Below are 15,212 nucleotides of genomic sequence, written 5' to 3'. Positions count from 1 at the left end.
GCCTTCCTTATCCTTTGACCACGCCCGAAGTCAGGCCCCGAACGAAATACTTGCCAGCGAAGATGTAGACCAGCAGCGTCGGCAGCGCGGCGATCATGGCGGCGGCCATGTCGACGTTGTATTCCTTCGCGCCGGTGCTGGTGTTGACCAGGTTGTTGAGGGCCACGGTAATGGGCTGCGACGAGCCGCTGGCGAACACCACGCCGAACAGGAAATCGTTCCATACCTGGGTGAACTGCCAGATCAGGCTGACCATCACGATCGGCGTGGACAGCGGCAGCAGGATCTTGAAGAAGATGGTGAAGAAGCCCGCGCCGTCCAGCCGCGCCGCCTTGATCAGGGCATCGGGAATGCCCACGTAGTAGTTGCGGAAGAACAGCGTGGTGAAGGCCAGGCCGTAGATCACGTGCACCAGCACCAGGCCGGCGGTGGTGTTGGCCAGGCCCAGCTGGCCGAGGGTGAAGGACATCGGCAGCAGGATCACCTGGAAGGGAATGAAGCAGCCGAACAGCAGCAGGCTGAACAACAGATTCGAACCGCGGAACTGCCACTTCGACAGGGCGTAGCCGTTGAGCGCGCCGATAAAGGTGGAGATGAGCACCGCCGGGACGGTGATCATGAAGGAGTTCCAGAAGTAGCTGTGCACCACGTCCCAGGCCTTGAGCCAGCCGATGATCGTCCAGTCCAGGGGCAGGCTCAGCAGGTTGCCGGTGCGCACGTCGTCCGGGGTCTTGAAGCTGGTCAGCAGCATCACCAGCAGCGGCACCAGATAGACCGCGCAGGCGATGATCAGGGTGGCGTGGATGGCCACGCGGTTGACGTTCAGAGCCTTAGCCATTTCGCTTGCTCCGCAATTCCGAGTAAAGGTAGGGCACCAGCACCGCCAGCACCGCGCCGAGCATCAGGACCGCACTGGCCGAACCCAGGCCCATCTGGCCGCGGGTGAAGGTGTGCTGGTACATGAACACCGCCGGCAGGTCCGAGGCGTAGCCGGGACCGCCCGCGGTCATGGCCATGACCAGGTCGAAGCTCTTGATGGCGATGTGGGCGAGGATCATCACCGCGCTGAAGAACACCGGCCGCAGGCTGGGCAAGACGATGCGCAGATAGATGGTCGGCAGCCCTGCCCCGTCGACCTGGGCGGCTCTCAGGATGGAGGAATCCACGCCCCGCAAGCCGGCGAGGAACATGGCCATGACGAAGCCCGAGGCCTGCCAGAGGGCGGCGATCAGCAGGCAGTAGATGACCCGGTCGGGATCCACCAGCCAGTCGAAGCGAAAGCCTTCCCAGCCCCAGTCCCGCAGCAGCTTGTCCAGCCCCATGCCGGGGTTGAGCAGCCATTTCCAGGCGGTGCCGGTGACGATCATCGACAGCGCCATGGGATAGAGGTAGATAGTGCGGATGAAGCCTTCGCGGCGGATGCGCTGGTCCAGCAGGATGGCGAAGAAGACGCCGATGGCCAGGCTCAGCAGGATAAACAGACCGCCGAAGATCGCCAGGTTCTTGCAGGCCACCAGCCAGCGATCGTTCTCCAGCAGCCGCGCGTACTGGGCGAAGCCGCCGAAATTGTAGCTGGGCAGGAAGCGCGAGTTGGTAAAGGAGATCACCGCCGTCCACAGCATGTAGCCATAGAGGCAGACGACCATGGCGATGGCCGTGGGCGCCAGCACCAGCTTGGGCAGCAGGCGCTGCAGCCGGTCCGGGCGTCGACTGACGGTCGCGACGGGAAGGGTTTCGGTAAGAGCCATGAGGCGTTCCCAAGGGGTGGTATTATCTTGGCGTCAGGTAGCTGGGTGATCGCGGCCATGGGCCGCTCCTACAGGTCGCTCAGGCGTCTGCAGGCGCGGCCGCGGCGGCGGACCGCCATGGCCGCGATTGACCTTACTTGGCGGCCTGGATGGCAGCGACCAGTTGCTCGGTGGCCTTCTTCGGATCGGCGTTGGCGTCGTTGAAGAAATTGGTCACCACGTCGAAGATCGCACCCTGCACATAGCTGGTGTTGGCCATGCTGTGCGCCATGCTCGGCTCGGCCTTGCCATCGGCATTGGCCGCCTGGAAGTCCTTGGCGGACTGCTGGGCGCAGCTGTCGAACTTGGCCAGGTCGATGTCGTTGCGCACCGGGATGGAGCCCTTGTTGAGGTTGAACACCTCCTGGAAGGGCTTGTCGATGACGGTGCGTACCAAGTCGTCCTGGGCCTTCTGGTTGTCCTTGTTCTTGATCTTGAACATGGCCAGAGAGTCGATGTTGTAGATGAAGTCGCCCTGGGTGCCCGGCATCACCACGCACTCGTAGTCGACGCCCGGCTTCTTGCCGGCGGCGGTGAATTCGGCCTTGGCCCAGTCACCCATGATCTGCATGCCCGCCTTGCCCTCGATGACCATGGCGGTGGCCAGGTTCCAGTCGCGACCGGCGGCATTGGGATCGACATAGCCCTTGACGCGCTTGAAGGTCTTGAACACCTCGACCATCTTGTCGCTGCGGATGGTGTCGGCATCGGTCTGCACGAAGACCTTGTCGTAGCCTTCCGGACCCATGATGGCCATGACCAGGGATTCGAAGATGGTGCCGTCCTGCCAGTTCTGGCCGCCATGGCCCAAGGGCACGACGCCTGCGGCCTTGAGCTTGTCGGCGGCCTCGAAGAATTCGTCCAGGGTGGTGGGGACCTTGGCGCCGGCCTTCTTGAAGACGGCGGGGTTGATCCACAGCCAGTTGATGCGGTGGATGCCGGCCGGTACCGCGACGTACTCGCCATCGTGCTGCATGGTCTGGGCCACGCGCTTGGGCAGGATGGTGTCCCAGTTGCCCTGCTTGGCGATGTCGCTGATGTCAGCCAGGAAGCCCATGCTGGCCCATTCCTGGATGTCCGGGCCCTTGAGCTGGGCAGCGGACGGCGGATTGCCGGACACGGCGCGGGTCTTGAGCACGGTCATGGCGGCCTCGCCGGCGCCACCGGCCACGGCGAAGTCCTTCCAGGTATCGCCCTGCTTCTGCATCAGCTGCTTGAGGACATCGACGGCGCGAGCCTCGCCACCGGAGGTCCACCAGTGCAGCACCTCGACCTCACCGGCATGGGCGGTCAGGGGTGCGGCGAGCGCGGCGCAGGAAAGGGAAACGGCGAGAGCGAGACGATTCAACGCATTCATGAGGGGGTCGTTCCTTGTTGTTTTTTTATTGGAGCTGGGCGGAGTCTAGTCAGACGCCTGCGACCGTGGGTAACGAAGGGAAGGAGTTTTGTCACGAGCTGGTGACATGACGTCACACCAATGCTCAGGTGCGCGGGAGAGTAAGGGTGACCCGCAGACCGCCCTCGCGGCGATTGCGCAGCTCCACTTCGCCACCATGGGCGTGAGCCAGGTTGCGGGCGATGCCCAGGCCCAGGCCATAGCCATGGCGGTCGGTGGCCAGGCGGACATGGGGCTGGAACACCTGCTCCAGTTCCTGCTCCGGCACCCCCGGTCCTTCGTCGTCGACATGCAGGACGAAGGCATGACCGTCGTCTTCCACCTGCAGGTGGGCGCGATAGCCATACTTGAGGGCGTTGTCCAGCAGATTGCCGATGCAGCGCTTGAGCGCCAGCGGCTTGCCCAGCAGGGTGCCACGGGCTTCCCCGGTGAGGCGCGCCGGCGGCGGTTGCTCCTGGGTGAAGGGCTCCACCAGTTGCTCCAGCAGCGCCTGCAGGTCGACCGGCTCCAGGTTCTCATGGATGTCGGTGTCCTTGACGCACTGCAGGGCCCCCTTGACCAGCAGATCCAGCTCGTCCAGATCGCGCACCAGCTTGGCCTGCATCACCTCGTCATCCAGCAGTTCGGCGCGCAGGCGCAACCGGGTGATGGGCGTGCGCAGGTCGTGGGAGATGGCGCTGAACAGCTGGGCGCGCTCGTCCAGGTAGCGGGCGATGCGTTCACGCATGGCATTGAAGGCGCGGGTGACCTCGCGGATCTCTTGGGCGCCCTCCTCGCGCACCGGCGGCGTATGGACCTCCAGCGACAGCTCCCGCGCGGCACGCGACAGCCGCTTGAGCGGGCGACTCTGCCAGCGGATCAGCAGGCCGATGAACAGCAGCAGGAAGGCGCTGCTGAAGACCATGAACAGCAGCTGCTGCAAGGGCAGCCAGGACTCGTCCAGACTGTAGTAAGGCGCTGGCATCAGGGTGGCCAGGTACACCCACTCCCCTTCGCCGATGCGGATCTGGGTCACCAGCACCGGCGGCTCCAGCGGCTCCAGACTCAGGGCGTAGTGCGCCCAGGAGCGCGGCAGCTCGTCGAGGGCCACGGCGCCGTTGAACAGCCGCAACTGCTGCGGGCCGATGAATTCCACGTACATGGGCATGGCCGCGCCCAGGCGTTCGCGCAGCACCGCCTCGACCCCCTGGAGCACCGCCCGGCGGCCGGGCGTATCCGGCAGCGCCTGCATGGTCAGCGGCTTTTCATTGAGCGAGACGAAGAAGCGCGTGCCGCCCATGTTGCGCAACTGCTCCAGCACCAGCGGCCGATAGGCCGGTGGCAGCAGGCTGAAATAGCGCACGCTGGCGGCGATGGAATAGCCCAGGCTGCGGGCGGCGGTCTGCAGGCCCTGGTTGCGGTCGCTGCGCAGGGAGGCCGACCAGAACAGCGCCGAGGCGCCCTGGGCCAGTAGTACCGCCAGCAGGGTCAGCAGCAGCATCCGCGCCAGCAGAGAGCGCGGCACCAGCCGCGCAAGGGGACCGCTACACCGCATCGGCGACCAGTCCGCTGACCTCGGCGGCAAGCAGGTAGCCGGAACCGCGCACGGTGCGGATCAGCCGCGGCGACTTGCCGGTGTCTCTCAGCCGCTGGCGCAGGCGGCTGACCGCCATGTCGACGATGCGCTCCAGGGGCAGCACCTCGCGTCCGCGGGTGGCATTGGCGATGGTGTCGCGATCGAGAATCTGCTGGGGATGGTCGAGAAACAGCTTGAGCAGGGTGAAATCGGCGCCGGAGAGGATGACCTCCTCGCCATCGCGATGGAACAGCCGGTGACTGACCGGATCCAGGCGCCAGTCGTCGAAGGTCAGCAGACCGGTGGCCGCCGGGCGCGTCTCGCCGAAGCCGGCACGGCGCAGCAGCGCCTTGATGCGGGCCAGCAATTCGCGCGGACTGAAGGGTTTGCCCAGGTAGTCGTCGGCGCCCAGTTCCAGGCCGATGACCCGATCCGCTTCGTCGGAACTGGCGGTGAGCATGATGATGGGGACCTGGCGGCAACTCGACTGCTCGCGCATCCAGCGGCAGAGGGCGAAGCCGTCTTCGCCGGGGAGCATGACGTCGAGGATCAGCAGATCGGGGACGAAGTCGCCCAGCGCCCGGCGCAATTCGCGGCCATCGCCGACGGCGCGCACCAGATAGCCGGCACGGGTGAGGTAGGCGTCGAGCAGCTCACGGATTTCCCCGTCGTCGTCGACGACCAGGAGGGATTTGCCCAGGGTGGACATGGCGATGTTCGCTCTTGTTGTTCTGGCCCGAGGCCAGCTACCGGTAGAGCCGGCAGCATACCGGGGCCGGGCGACCTTGAGTAGTCGCCCGGCCCCAGCGGATCAGACCTGGCGCGCTTCGGCGATGGTCTGGTCCAGGGCGACGCCGGCACCGAACAGCCCCGGGTACTCGGCGGTCACCAGCCAGGCCGGGATGTCCTTGAGGTAGGCGCTGCTGGTTTTGCCCTTGTCGGCGAAGGCATGGGCGAAGGCCCCGCTCTGGAAGCGCTCGACGAAGCGCGGCAGGATGCCGCCGGCGATGTAGACGCCACCCAGGGCGCCAAGGGTCAGGGCCGCGTTGCCGGCGACCCGCGCCAGCCAGATGAAGAACTGCTCCAGCACGGCGTCGGCATAGGGGTCACCCTTGAGCGCCAGCTCGCAGATGTCCGCCGCGCTGTGCAGGGCGGCGGTGCGGCCGTCCAGTTCGCAACTGGCGTGATAGAGGTTGACCAGGCCGCTGCCGGACACCACGCGCTCGGCGGAGACGTGGTTGCCGAACTGGCGCTTGAGGATCTTCCAGATATCGAATTCGCGCTGGGTGTTGATCGGCAGGTCGACGTGACCACCCTCGCTCGGCAACACGATCCAGCGATCCTTGCCACTGGGTACCAGGCTGGCGAGACCCAGGCCGGTGCCCGGCCCGATCACCAGGCGCGGACGCGTCGGCAAGGCGATGCCGTCGCGCACCTGGACGGAGTCCGCCGGGTCCAGGCGGGCGATGGCCCAGGCCATGGAGGTGAAGTCATTGATCAGCAGCAGATGGGTCAGCCCCAGCTCGCGGCAGAATTGCTCACGCTTGATCACCCAGTGATTGTTGGTGAAGCGGAAGTCACCCTCGCCCACCGGGCCCGCACAGGCGAGGCACACGGCGGTGATGTCATCCAGCGCCACGCCGCTCTGCGCCAGATACTTGCGCACGGCATCTTCCGGACAGGCGTAATCCGCACAGGCGAAGACCTCGATGGCCTCCAGGCGACCGTCGCGCCACAAGGCGAAGCGGGCATTGGTGCCCCCGATGTCGCCAACCAAAGCCAAACTCATTTCAGCGCCTCCAGACTGGAAGTGAATGCACTGGCACCCGATTCAGCGGTACTCATGGCGCCGCGCATGAAGGCGAACAACTCACGACCACAGCCTACCCCGGTGCCCTGGGGCGCTTCGACCGCCTGGCGAGCCATCCATTCGTCCGCCGGGACCAGAATCTTCAGCTCTCCGGTGCGTCCATCGACACGAATGAGATCGTCGTCACAGACCTTGGCCAGCGGCCCGCCATCGATGGCTTCCGGACAGAGGTGGATCGCCGCCGGGACCTTGCCCGAGGCACCGGACATGCGGCCGTCGGTGACCAGCGCCACCTTGAAGCCGCGATCCTGCAGCACGCCGAGGTAGGGGGTGAGCTTGTGCAGCTCGGGCATGCCCAGGGCCTTGGGTCCCTGGAAACGTACCACCGCGACGAAATCGCGCTCCAGCTCGCCGGCCTTGAAGGCGGCTGCCAGTTCGCTCTGGTCATGGAAGACCCGCGCCGGGGCTTCCACCACCTGATGGTTGGGCGCCACGGCCGACACCTTCATCACGCCACGCCCGAGATTGCCCTGCATGACACGCAGGCCGCCCTCCTCGTTGAACGGCCGGCTGGCCGGACGCAGGATGTCTTCGTCCAGGCTTTCGGCCCGCCCGGTGCGCCATTCCAGCTTGCCGTCCACCAGGAAGGGTTCCTGCAGGTAGCGCGACAGGCCACGGCCCATGATGGTGTTGACGTCTTCGTGCAGCAGTCCGGCTTCGAGCAGGGTGTGCACCATGAAGTTGACGCCACCGGCGGCATGGAAGTGGTTCACGTCGGCCTTGCCGTTGGGATAGACCTGGGCCAGGGTCGGGGTGACCGCCGAGATCTCGGCCATGTCGTCCCAGGTCAGCTGGATACCGGCGGCCTGGGCGATGGCCGGGATATGCAGGGTGTGGTTGGTCGAGCCACCGGTGGCGCTCAGGGCTACCACCGAGTTGACGATGGACTTCTCGTCGACGATTTCGCCCAGCGGCATGAAGTTGCCGCCCTGGTGGGTGATGCGGGTCACCTGGCGCGCCGCCTCGCGGGTGAGCTCGTCACGCAGCGGGGTGTAGGGATTGACGAAGGAAGAGCCCGGCAGGTGCAGGCCCATGACCTCCATCACCACCTGATTGGTGTTGGCGGTGCCATAGAAGGTGCAGGTGCCAGGGCTGTGGTAGGACTTCATTTCCGACTCCAGCAGCTCTTCGCGAGTCGCCTTGCCCTCGGCGAAGGCCTGGCGCACGCGCGCCTTCTCCTTGTTGGAGATGCCCGATGGCATCGGGCCGCCCGGGACGAAGATCATCGGCAGATGGCCGAAGCGCAGCGCGCCAATCATCAGGCCGGGAATGATCTTGTCGCAGATGCCCAGCAGCAGCGCGGCGTCGAACATGTTGTGCGACAGGGCCACGGCGGTGGACATGGCGATGACTTCACGACTCGCCAGGCTGAGCTCCATGCCGGCCTCGCCCTGGGTCACGCCGTCGCACATGGCCGGCACGCCACCAGCGAACTGACCGACGGAGCCGATCTCGCGCAGGGCCTGTTTGATCAGCTCCGGGTAGTGCTCATAGGGCTGATGAGCCGACAACATGTCGTTGTAGCTGGAAACGATGGCGACGTTGGCCTGGTCCATCAAACGGAGGCGCTGCTTATCCGTCGAGGATCCACACCCGGCGACGCCATGGGCGAAATTGGCGCATTGCAGCTTGCCGCGCTGCGGACCGTCGCTGGCGGCGGCCCGGATCATGGCGAGGTAACGCTCACGGGTCGGACGACTGCGTTCCACCAACCGCTGTGTGACTTCGAGGACGCGAGGATGCATGGTTTCGATTCTCCACCGGGCTAAATTTGTTGTTATTTCAAACATTCACAGCCAAATTGACGCTATTATTCCGCTTAGCACGCGTCATGTGTAATGTTTTTTACAACAAAACCCAGCTATCGCGAGGTTTCTCTCAATGAGTATTCGTATTGCCATCAATGGTTTTGGACGCATCGGCCGCAACGTGCTGCGGGCGCTGTATACCGAGGGCTATCGCCAGGACCTGGAGGTCGTCGCGATCAACGACCTGGGCGACGCCGCCATCAATGCGCATCTCCTACAGTATGACAGCGTTCATGACCGCTTCCCTGCCGAGGTGTCCGTCGAGGGCGACAAGCTGGTGGTCAATGGTGACCGCATCGCCGTGACGGCCATCCGCAACCCGGCCGAGCTGCCGTGGAAGGACCTGAAGATCGACGTGGTGTTCGAATGCACCGGTCTCTTCACCAGCCGCGACAAGGCCGCTGCCCATCTGGAAGCCGGCGCCGCCAAGGTGATCGTCTCGGCCCCGGGCAAGGACGTGGACGCCACCATCGTTTATGGCGTCAATGACAACATCCTGCGCCAGTCGCACCAGATCATCTCCAACGCCTCCTGCACCACCAACTGCCTGGCGCCGGTCGCCCAGGTGTTGCAGCGCGAACTGGGTATCGAGAACGGTTTGATGACCACCATCCATGCCTACACCAACGACCAGAACCTGTCGGACGTCTACCACTCCGACCCCTTCCGGGCGCGTTCGGCCACCCAGTCGATGATTCCGACCAAGACCGGTGCCGCCGAGGCGGTGGGTCTGGTGCTGCCGGAGCTGCAAGGCAAGTTTAGCGGCATGGCGGTGCGGGTGCCGACCATCAACGTGTCGCTGGTCGATTTGACCATCCTGACCGCCAAGGAAACCGACGCCACGACCATCAACGCCTTCATGAAGGCGGCGGCCGAAGCCTCGCCGGTCCTGGGCTATAACGACAAGCCGCTGGTCTCCATCGACTTCAACCACAACCGCCTGTCGTCGATCTTCGACGCCAACCACACCAAGGTGAGCGGCAAGCTGGTGAAGATCATGGCCTGGTACGACAACGAGTGGGGCTTCTCCAACCGCATGCTCGATACCTGCAAGGCGCTGGTCAACGCGCCGGCCTGAGACCTCTAGGTCTGGGTTGGAAAAAAGCGCCTTCGGGCGCTTTTTTCGTTTTCAGTGGCGGCAGGGTCGGTCCACCGATGCGGCAGCTCCTCCGGGGAGTTCCGAAGATAGGAAAAACTGTCTTTATCGCGGCCATGGGCCGCTCCTACAGAAGATCCAGCTGCCGTAGGAGCGGTCGCTACAGCGCACCGCCATGGCCGCGATACGCATCAGATAACTGGAAAACCCTAGCATGGAAAATGGCGCAGCTTTTTTCGCTGGGGCATACCCCGTAAGCCCGGCCCTCGCCCCAGCCCTCTCCCACCGGGAGAGGGGGTTGATCGAGCGAGGGTGATCTTCCGCAGTCAGGGGAGCACCGTAGCGTGGAAAACGGCGCAGCCTTTTCCACTCGGCATTCATCGTGACGCGGACTCTCACCCCAGCCCTCTCCCACAGGGAGAGGGGGTTGATCGAGCGAGGGGTCGTCTTCCGGCTGAAGAGGGTGGTTCAGCGGGTAGGCTGGGTTGAGCGGCGCGAAGCCCAACAGGCCTGACTCAACCCTCGTCTTCCTCGTCCGCCGCCTGGCGCAGATCATCGAAATCGGTTTTGAGGCCGGTCTCCATGGCGTCCAGCTCGGTGAGCAGGGTACGGAAACTGGTGCGCTCGGGGATCACCAGGGTGTCCTCCTCGTCCTTCGGCTCCCCTACCCCCAGCGCCGCCAGGCTCAGCTCGGGGTCTTCCAGCACCGAGGCCGGTTCGGGTTCCAGCTGGCGCACCTCGGCCAGCGGCGGCAGCTGGTCGAGGCTGCGCAGGTCGAAGTAGTCGAGAAAGGTTTTGGTGGTGGCGAACATCGCCGGGCGGCCGGGCACGTCGCGATAGCCGACCACGCGGATCCAGTCGCGCTCTAGCAGCGTCTTGACGATCTGACTGTTGACCGCCACTCCGCGCACTTCCTCGATCTCACCGCGGGTGATCGGCTGGCGATAGGCGATCAGCGCCAGGGTCTCCAGCATGGCGCGGGAATAGCGCGGCGGACGCTCCTCCCAGAGGCGTCCGACCCAGGGCGCGTACTTTTCGCGCACCTGCAGGCGATAGCCGGAGGCCACTTCCCTGAGTTCGAAGCCGCGCTTGCGGCAGGACCCGCCGAGCACGGCGAGACCCGCGCGCAGGTGCGCGGGCTCGGGGCGTTCGTACTCTTCGAAGAGTTCGGCCAGGCGTTCCAGGGTCAGGGGTCGGCCGGCGGCGAGCAGGATGGCTTCCAGCAGGGGCGCCAGTTGCTTGGGATCGGTGTAGTTCATGGGCGGCGATGATACGGCCGGGCGCGAGTCACGCCAAATCCAACCGGCCACCGGATGGCGAGATCCGTGGGGTCTTTGACCTTGTCGCCAGACTGGCAGCCAGGGCATGCTCGGCAGATCGCTACGGAGAGCCATCCATGCCGCTGATCGCTGCCCTGCTCTACCCCGACGTCATGAGTCTGGACGTCACCGGCCCGCTACAGGTATTCGCCTCGGCCAATCTGGAACGGGAACGCCAGGGCCTGCCCGCCTACTATCAGTTACGCCTGCTGGGCGCCGCCGAGGGGCTGGTCAGGACTTCGGCCGGTATCGGTATCCAGGCCGAACAGAGCTGGTACGACCTCGACGTGGGCGAGGTGGATACCCTGTTGATTCCCGGCGGCATAGGCATCGAGACGCTACGCCAGGATGCCGGCTTGCAGGCCTGGCTGCGCGATCTGGAACCCCGGGTGCGACGGCTCGGCTCGGTGTGTTCCGGTGCCCTGCTGCTGGCCAGCGCCGGGCTGCTGAACGGTCGCCGTGCCACCACCCACTGGGCCTATGTCGACGAACTCGCCACCTTTGCGGCCATCGAGGTCCAGGGCGATCGCCTGCATACCTACGACCCCCTGGGGCGCGATGGCGATCCCCATGTCTTTACCTCGGCCGGCGTCACCGCCGGCATCGACCTGGCCCTGGCGCTGGTGGAAGCCGATCTCGGACGTCCGCTGGCGCTGGCAGTAGCGCGCCGGCTGGTGATGTTCCTGCGCCGTCCCGGCGGCCAGGCGCAATTCAGCGCCTGTCTGGCGCCCGATCCGGGACGGACGCCACGGCTGGCGGCCCTGCTCGACTGGATTCCCGGTCACCTGGGGGAAGACCTGGGGCTGGAGCGCCTGGTCGAGCGTGCCCATATGGCACCACGCACCCTGTCGCGGCTGTTCAGCCGCGAAGTGGGCATGGGCCCGGGCCGCTATGTCGAGCAGGTCCGCCTGGAGACGGCGCGGGTGCTCTTGCAGGCCGGCCAGGCCTCCATCGCCACGGTCTCGCGCCTGTGCGGCTTCGGCCATCCGGAAAATCTCCGGCGCACCTTTCACAAGCACCTGGCGGTCAGCCCCCAGGACTACGCGGCGCGCTTTGGCGCCTGATCAGGGAGAGACAGCCATGCTGGAAATGCGGACCTCGTGTGAACACTGTGCCAGGGCCCTGCCGATGGAAAGCGAAGAGGCGGTGATCTGCTCCTATGAATGCACCTTTTGCACGGAATGCGCCGCCGGGCCGCTGCAGGGGCGGTGTCCGAACTGTCGCGGGGAGCTGGTGAGGCGACCGCGGCGGGTACCCAAGGACGCAGTGGACTGAGTCGCCACCGGGCATATCGACAGGCGTAGCGTGGAAAACGGCGCAGCCTTTTCCACTGGGTGTCGTAGCGAGGCGTGCCCTCACCCCAACCCTCTCCCAGGGGGAGAGGGGGCTATTCGTGCAGGCGTTCGGCGCCAGAGCCGCGGTTCATCCTTATCTCAGCAACCCCGCCTCCGCGCGGATCGGCTCTGGCGTAGGCTCGCCCAGCAGATCCAGCACGGCGATCTCCAGGCCGCGGCTGAGGGCATCGAGCGGCAGGTGGTTGGGCTGGGTGCCGAAAGGGTCGGCGATCTGGTCGCCCAAGGCGTCCAGGCCGAAGAAGGTGTAGGCCAGCACCAGCACCGCCAGCGGCGTGAACCAGCCCAGGCTGTCCACCAGGCAGAACGGCAGCAGAAAGCAATAGACGTGCACCACCCGGTGCAGCATCAGGATGTAGGGATAGGGAATGGGTGTCTGGCGAATGCGTTCGCAGCCGCTGAGCACCGCGGTCAGCCGGTCCAGCTGGTTATCGACATTGGCGATCAGTGGATCACCGAGCCCTTCCTGTCGTGCCCGGGCAACCAGCATGGTGCCCAGCCGGCGGATCAGTGCACTGGGTCGGTGAGGCGCGGCGAGCAGGCGTTCTTCCCCCGCCAGCACCCGCTGCAGATCGGCAGACGGCGCTTCACGACGCAGGTGGTCACGCAAGGCATAACCGAAGGCCAGCAGCGGAGTCAGCAACTGGCGGCGCTCGGTCGCGTGCAGCCCGGGTAGCAGGGTCTCGACCTGGCGCGCCAGATTGCGCCCGGCGATCAGCAGTTCACCCCACAGACCGCGCGCCTCCCAGAAGCGCTGGTAGGCCGTGGTGTTGCGAAAGCCGAGGAAGATCGCCAGGGTCAGGCCCCAGAGGGTCAGGGGCGTAGTGGTGAGGCCGAAGTCGAAGCTCAGGATGACGCCATGGCTCAGGGTCACCGCCAGGCTCAGCAGCATCACATAGAGCAGCTTGGGCCAGATCGCCTGGACGATGGAGCCGCGCACCGTGAACAGCAGTTCGCGCAGCGAGGGATTCTGGGGACGGGTGATCACAGGGGTGCTCTCGCGTGAAGTTCTGGCTTCGACGCCGCCCGAGCGCGACAGTGCCTGGGCCCCCTGGCGGGTCAGGGGCCGAACAGCACCCCGACCAGGGCCCCGCCGGCCAGCAGCCACAGCGGATGCCAGCGGGTGAACAGCGAGCCCAGGGCGCCCGCCGCCAGGATCAGCACCCACAGCGGCGCGGTGGCCACGCTGCTGCCCACCAGCCAGGCGCTGGCCGCCACCAGGCCGACGGTGACCGGTACCAGCCCGGCCTGCAGATGACGACGCCAGGGGCGGTCGGCGAAGCGCTGCCAGAGGTGCAGCACGCCCAGGGTCAGCAGCGAGGACGGCACGAACTTGGCCAGGGAGGTCACCAGCAGCCCCGGCCAGCCAGCCACGTGCCAGCCGATCAGCGGCACGATCATCAGATTGGGACCGGGCGCGGCCTGGGCCAGGGCGAATAGCGCGGCGAAGTCGGCGGCGCTCATCCAGCCATGCACGGTCACCACCTGGCGCTGCATCTCCGGCAACACCGAGTTGCCACCGCCGAAGGCCAGCAGCGACAACTGGGTAAAGATCAGCGCCAGCGCCAGCAGGGTCGTACTCATAGACCCTGCCGATAACTGAGCAGCACGCTGATGGGGGTGAGCACCAGCATGGTCCAGAGCAGTGGCAACTTGAGCAGCGCCAGGGCGAGAAAGGCCAGGCAGGCGATGCCCAGGGCCAGCCAGCGCCCGCGCAGGGGCTGGACGAGCTTGACCGCCATGGCCACCAGCAACCCGGCCGCCGCCGCGGCGAGCCCAGCGAAGGCGCGACCCACCAGGGGATCGTCATGGTAGCGGTCGTAGAGCACGCCCAGGCCGACCACCACCAGGGTCGGGCCCACCAGCAGCCCGGCGGCAGCGGCCAGGGCGCCGCTCCAGCCGGCGAATCTCATGCCCACCGCTACCGAGAGGTTGATGATGTTGCCGCCCGGCAGGAACTGGCAGAGGCCGAGCAATTCGGTGAACTCCTCCGCCGACAGCCAGCGCCGCTTCTCCACCAGGTAGCGCCGCGCCAGCGGCAGCACCCCGCCGAAGGCCGTGATGCCCAGCCCGAAGAAGCCGAGAAAGAGATCGCGGCGCCGCGGCCGGTTCGAGGAGGAGTCGTTATCCATGGGCAGGTGTTCGTCAGATCCAGAGCGACAACAATAGCGTACCTGCGAGGTCGGTGATGCAAACCAGTGTCTGCAGCACCGACCAGACCCTCAGGCTCTGCTTGAGCTCCAGGCCGCAGGACTCGCGCACCTTGGCCACCCGCGCCATGCCCCACGGCAGGCTGCGGCCCTTGCCCGGTCCCAGCAGGGTACCTGCCGATGCGGTCGGCGGCGCGGGATTCGGCCATCAGCGCATCGAGCCTGGAACCCGGCGCGATGATGATGCCGGTCTCACAGAACGCCCCTTGCTGAACACCTTGGCCACCGTCTCGGCGGGTCGCCCAGCGATGAAGGTACGTCGAGGATGGACAGCAAGGGTGGCAGGCGGGTGACCCCAAGGAGCAGGACGCTGGCCAGGATGGCGGCCAGACAGCAGAAGAGCAGCCGGCTGTCGTGGATGATCCAGGCGAGCGCAGCAGCAGCCACGGAAGACTCCTTGTAACTTATTGTTTCAGGATTGCTCTGACTGACACGGCGTCCGAGGTACGACGTAAATCGAAATAAAGCCTGTCCCTTATTGCACTTAGCGTGCGAACCTCAGCCGTTTCCCACAATCCAAACTGCGGTCGGTCGTGACCGAATCCCCTTCCCTTTTGCTCGCAGGCGGTTGGCATGAACGAAACCTCTACTCTCTGGCAGCAGACCCTCGCCCAGTTCCGCGACGGGACCGGCTCCACCCTGCCGACGCCGGGCAGTGGCGCGGCGGCCACCGTGGCGGCCTGCCTGGGTGTCGCGCTGATCCTCAAGGGCCTGAAGCTCAGCCAGCAGCGCCAGCCGGTGACCCGCCATGCCGACCTGATCGCCGTGGGCGAGCGCCTGCAGGAGGCGCTGAGCACCTGCGCCGATGCCGACGTCCAG

Annotated in this window: 15 protein-coding genes and 1 pseudogene; 4 read left to right on the top strand and 12 right to left on the bottom strand. The window is 65.8% G+C overall.

Translation table 11 applies throughout. The features are described from left to right. Nucleotides 1-7: 7 nt before the first annotated feature. From GSQ95_RS10875 to edd, 7 genes are all read right to left on the bottom strand, one after another. Nucleotides 8-838 carry a carbohydrate ABC transporter permease gene (locus GSQ95_RS10875; RefSeq protein ID WP_007158674.1) on the bottom strand — a complete coding sequence of 277 codons (831 nt, stop codon included), beginning with the start codon at nt 836-838 and terminating at the stop codon, nt 8-10. After that, complete coding sequence (locus GSQ95_RS10870) at nt 831-1,748, bottom strand: carbohydrate ABC transporter permease (RefSeq protein ID WP_158895352.1); 918 nt, start codon at nt 1,746-1,748, stop codon at nt 831-833. The genes GSQ95_RS10875 and GSQ95_RS10870 overlap by 8 nt, the downstream gene beginning before the upstream one ends. A gap of 133 nt (nt 1,749-1,881) precedes the next feature. Beyond that, nucleotides 1,882-3,144, bottom strand: coding sequence for an ABC transporter substrate-binding protein (locus GSQ95_RS10865; protein ID WP_158895350.1), 1,263 nt, complete (start codon nt 3,142-3,144; stop codon nt 1,882-1,884). A 124-nt stretch (nt 3,145-3,268) separates the two neighbouring features. Further along, nucleotides 3,269-4,717, bottom strand: coding sequence for an ATP-binding protein (locus GSQ95_RS10860; RefSeq protein WP_158895348.1), 1,449 nt, complete (start codon nt 4,715-4,717; stop codon nt 3,269-3,271). Continuing rightward, a complete protein-coding gene (locus GSQ95_RS10855; protein WP_007158678.1) occupies nt 4,707-5,447 on the bottom strand; it encodes a response regulator in 741 nt (246 codons plus the stop codon). The genes GSQ95_RS10860 and GSQ95_RS10855 overlap by 11 nt, the downstream gene beginning before the upstream one ends. Before the next feature lie 102 nt (nt 5,448-5,549). Beyond that, nucleotides 5,550-6,527, bottom strand: a complete 978-nt coding sequence (locus GSQ95_RS10850; protein WP_133860875.1) for a glucokinase — start codon at nt 6,525-6,527, stop codon at nt 5,550-5,552. After that, a complete protein-coding gene (edd, locus tag GSQ95_RS10845; protein WP_158895346.1) occupies nt 6,524-8,353 on the bottom strand; it encodes a phosphogluconate dehydratase in 1,830 nt (609 codons plus the stop codon). The genes GSQ95_RS10850 and edd overlap by 4 nt, the downstream gene beginning before the upstream one ends. Before the next feature lie 136 nt (nt 8,354-8,489). Between edd and gap the strand changes: the two genes are divergently transcribed. After that, nucleotides 8,490-9,494: a type I glyceraldehyde-3-phosphate dehydrogenase gene (gap, locus tag GSQ95_RS10840; protein ID WP_158895344.1), complete on the top strand. Its 1,005-nt coding sequence runs from the start codon at nt 8,490-8,492 to the stop codon at nt 9,492-9,494. A 533-nt stretch (nt 9,495-10,027) separates the two neighbouring features. Here the strand turns inward: gap and scpB are convergent. Beyond that, complete coding sequence (scpB, locus tag GSQ95_RS10835; RefSeq protein WP_158895342.1) at nt 10,028-10,771, bottom strand: SMC-Scp complex subunit ScpB; 744 nt, start codon at nt 10,769-10,771, stop codon at nt 10,028-10,030. A 137-nt stretch (nt 10,772-10,908) separates the two neighbouring features. On the opposite strand from scpB, the gene GSQ95_RS10830 reads away from it, so the two are divergent. Together GSQ95_RS10830 and GSQ95_RS10825 are read left to right on the top strand one after the other, a co-directional pair. Continuing rightward, nucleotides 10,909-11,895: a GlxA family transcriptional regulator gene (locus GSQ95_RS10830; RefSeq protein WP_158895340.1), complete on the top strand. Its 987-nt coding sequence runs from the start codon at nt 10,909-10,911 to the stop codon at nt 11,893-11,895. A 16-nt stretch (nt 11,896-11,911) separates the two neighbouring features. Next, complete coding sequence (locus tag GSQ95_RS10825; RefSeq protein ID WP_158895338.1) at nt 11,912-12,106, top strand: DUF1272 domain-containing protein; 195 nt, start codon at nt 11,912-11,914, stop codon at nt 12,104-12,106. A 153-nt stretch (nt 12,107-12,259) separates the two neighbouring features. Here GSQ95_RS10825 and GSQ95_RS10820 read toward each other — a convergent pair whose 3' ends face one another. The 4 genes and pseudogenes from GSQ95_RS10820 to GSQ95_RS10805 all read right to left on the bottom strand — a co-directional run. Next, nucleotides 12,260-13,171: a bestrophin family protein gene (locus tag GSQ95_RS10820; RefSeq protein ID WP_158895336.1), complete on the bottom strand. Its 912-nt coding sequence runs from the start codon at nt 13,169-13,171 to the stop codon at nt 12,260-12,262. A gap of 71 nt (nt 13,172-13,242) precedes the next feature. Then, nucleotides 13,243-13,767 carry a chromate transporter gene (locus GSQ95_RS10815; protein ID WP_007158686.1) on the bottom strand — a complete coding sequence of 175 codons (525 nt, stop codon included), beginning with the start codon at nt 13,765-13,767 and terminating at the stop codon, nt 13,243-13,245. Beyond that, nucleotides 13,764-14,315 carry a chromate transporter gene (locus tag GSQ95_RS10810; RefSeq protein WP_158895333.1) on the bottom strand — a complete coding sequence of 184 codons (552 nt, stop codon included), beginning with the start codon at nt 14,313-14,315 and terminating at the stop codon, nt 13,764-13,766. Before GSQ95_RS10810 ends, GSQ95_RS10815 begins: the two co-directional genes overlap by 4 nt. Before the next feature lie 127 nt (nt 14,316-14,442). Then, nucleotides 14,443-14,780, bottom strand: a pseudogene (locus tag GSQ95_RS10805) (gluconate transporter); the annotation flags it as partial. A gap of 186 nt (nt 14,781-14,966) precedes the next feature. Between GSQ95_RS10805 and GSQ95_RS10800 the strand changes: the two are divergent. Next, nucleotides 14,967-15,212 (top strand): cyclodeaminase/cyclohydrolase family protein (locus GSQ95_RS10800; RefSeq protein WP_178123836.1); only part of this gene is annotated, 246 nt, incomplete at its 3' end.

The sequence above is a fragment of the Pseudomonas sp. BAV 4579 genome (genome assembly GCF_009765395.1).
GTDB lineage: Bacteria > Pseudomonadota > Gammaproteobacteria > Pseudomonadales > Pseudomonadaceae > Chryseomonas > Chryseomonas aestiva.
Note: the sequence above shows the minus strand (reverse complement) of the source record. Positions and strands in the feature narration are given on the sequence as shown.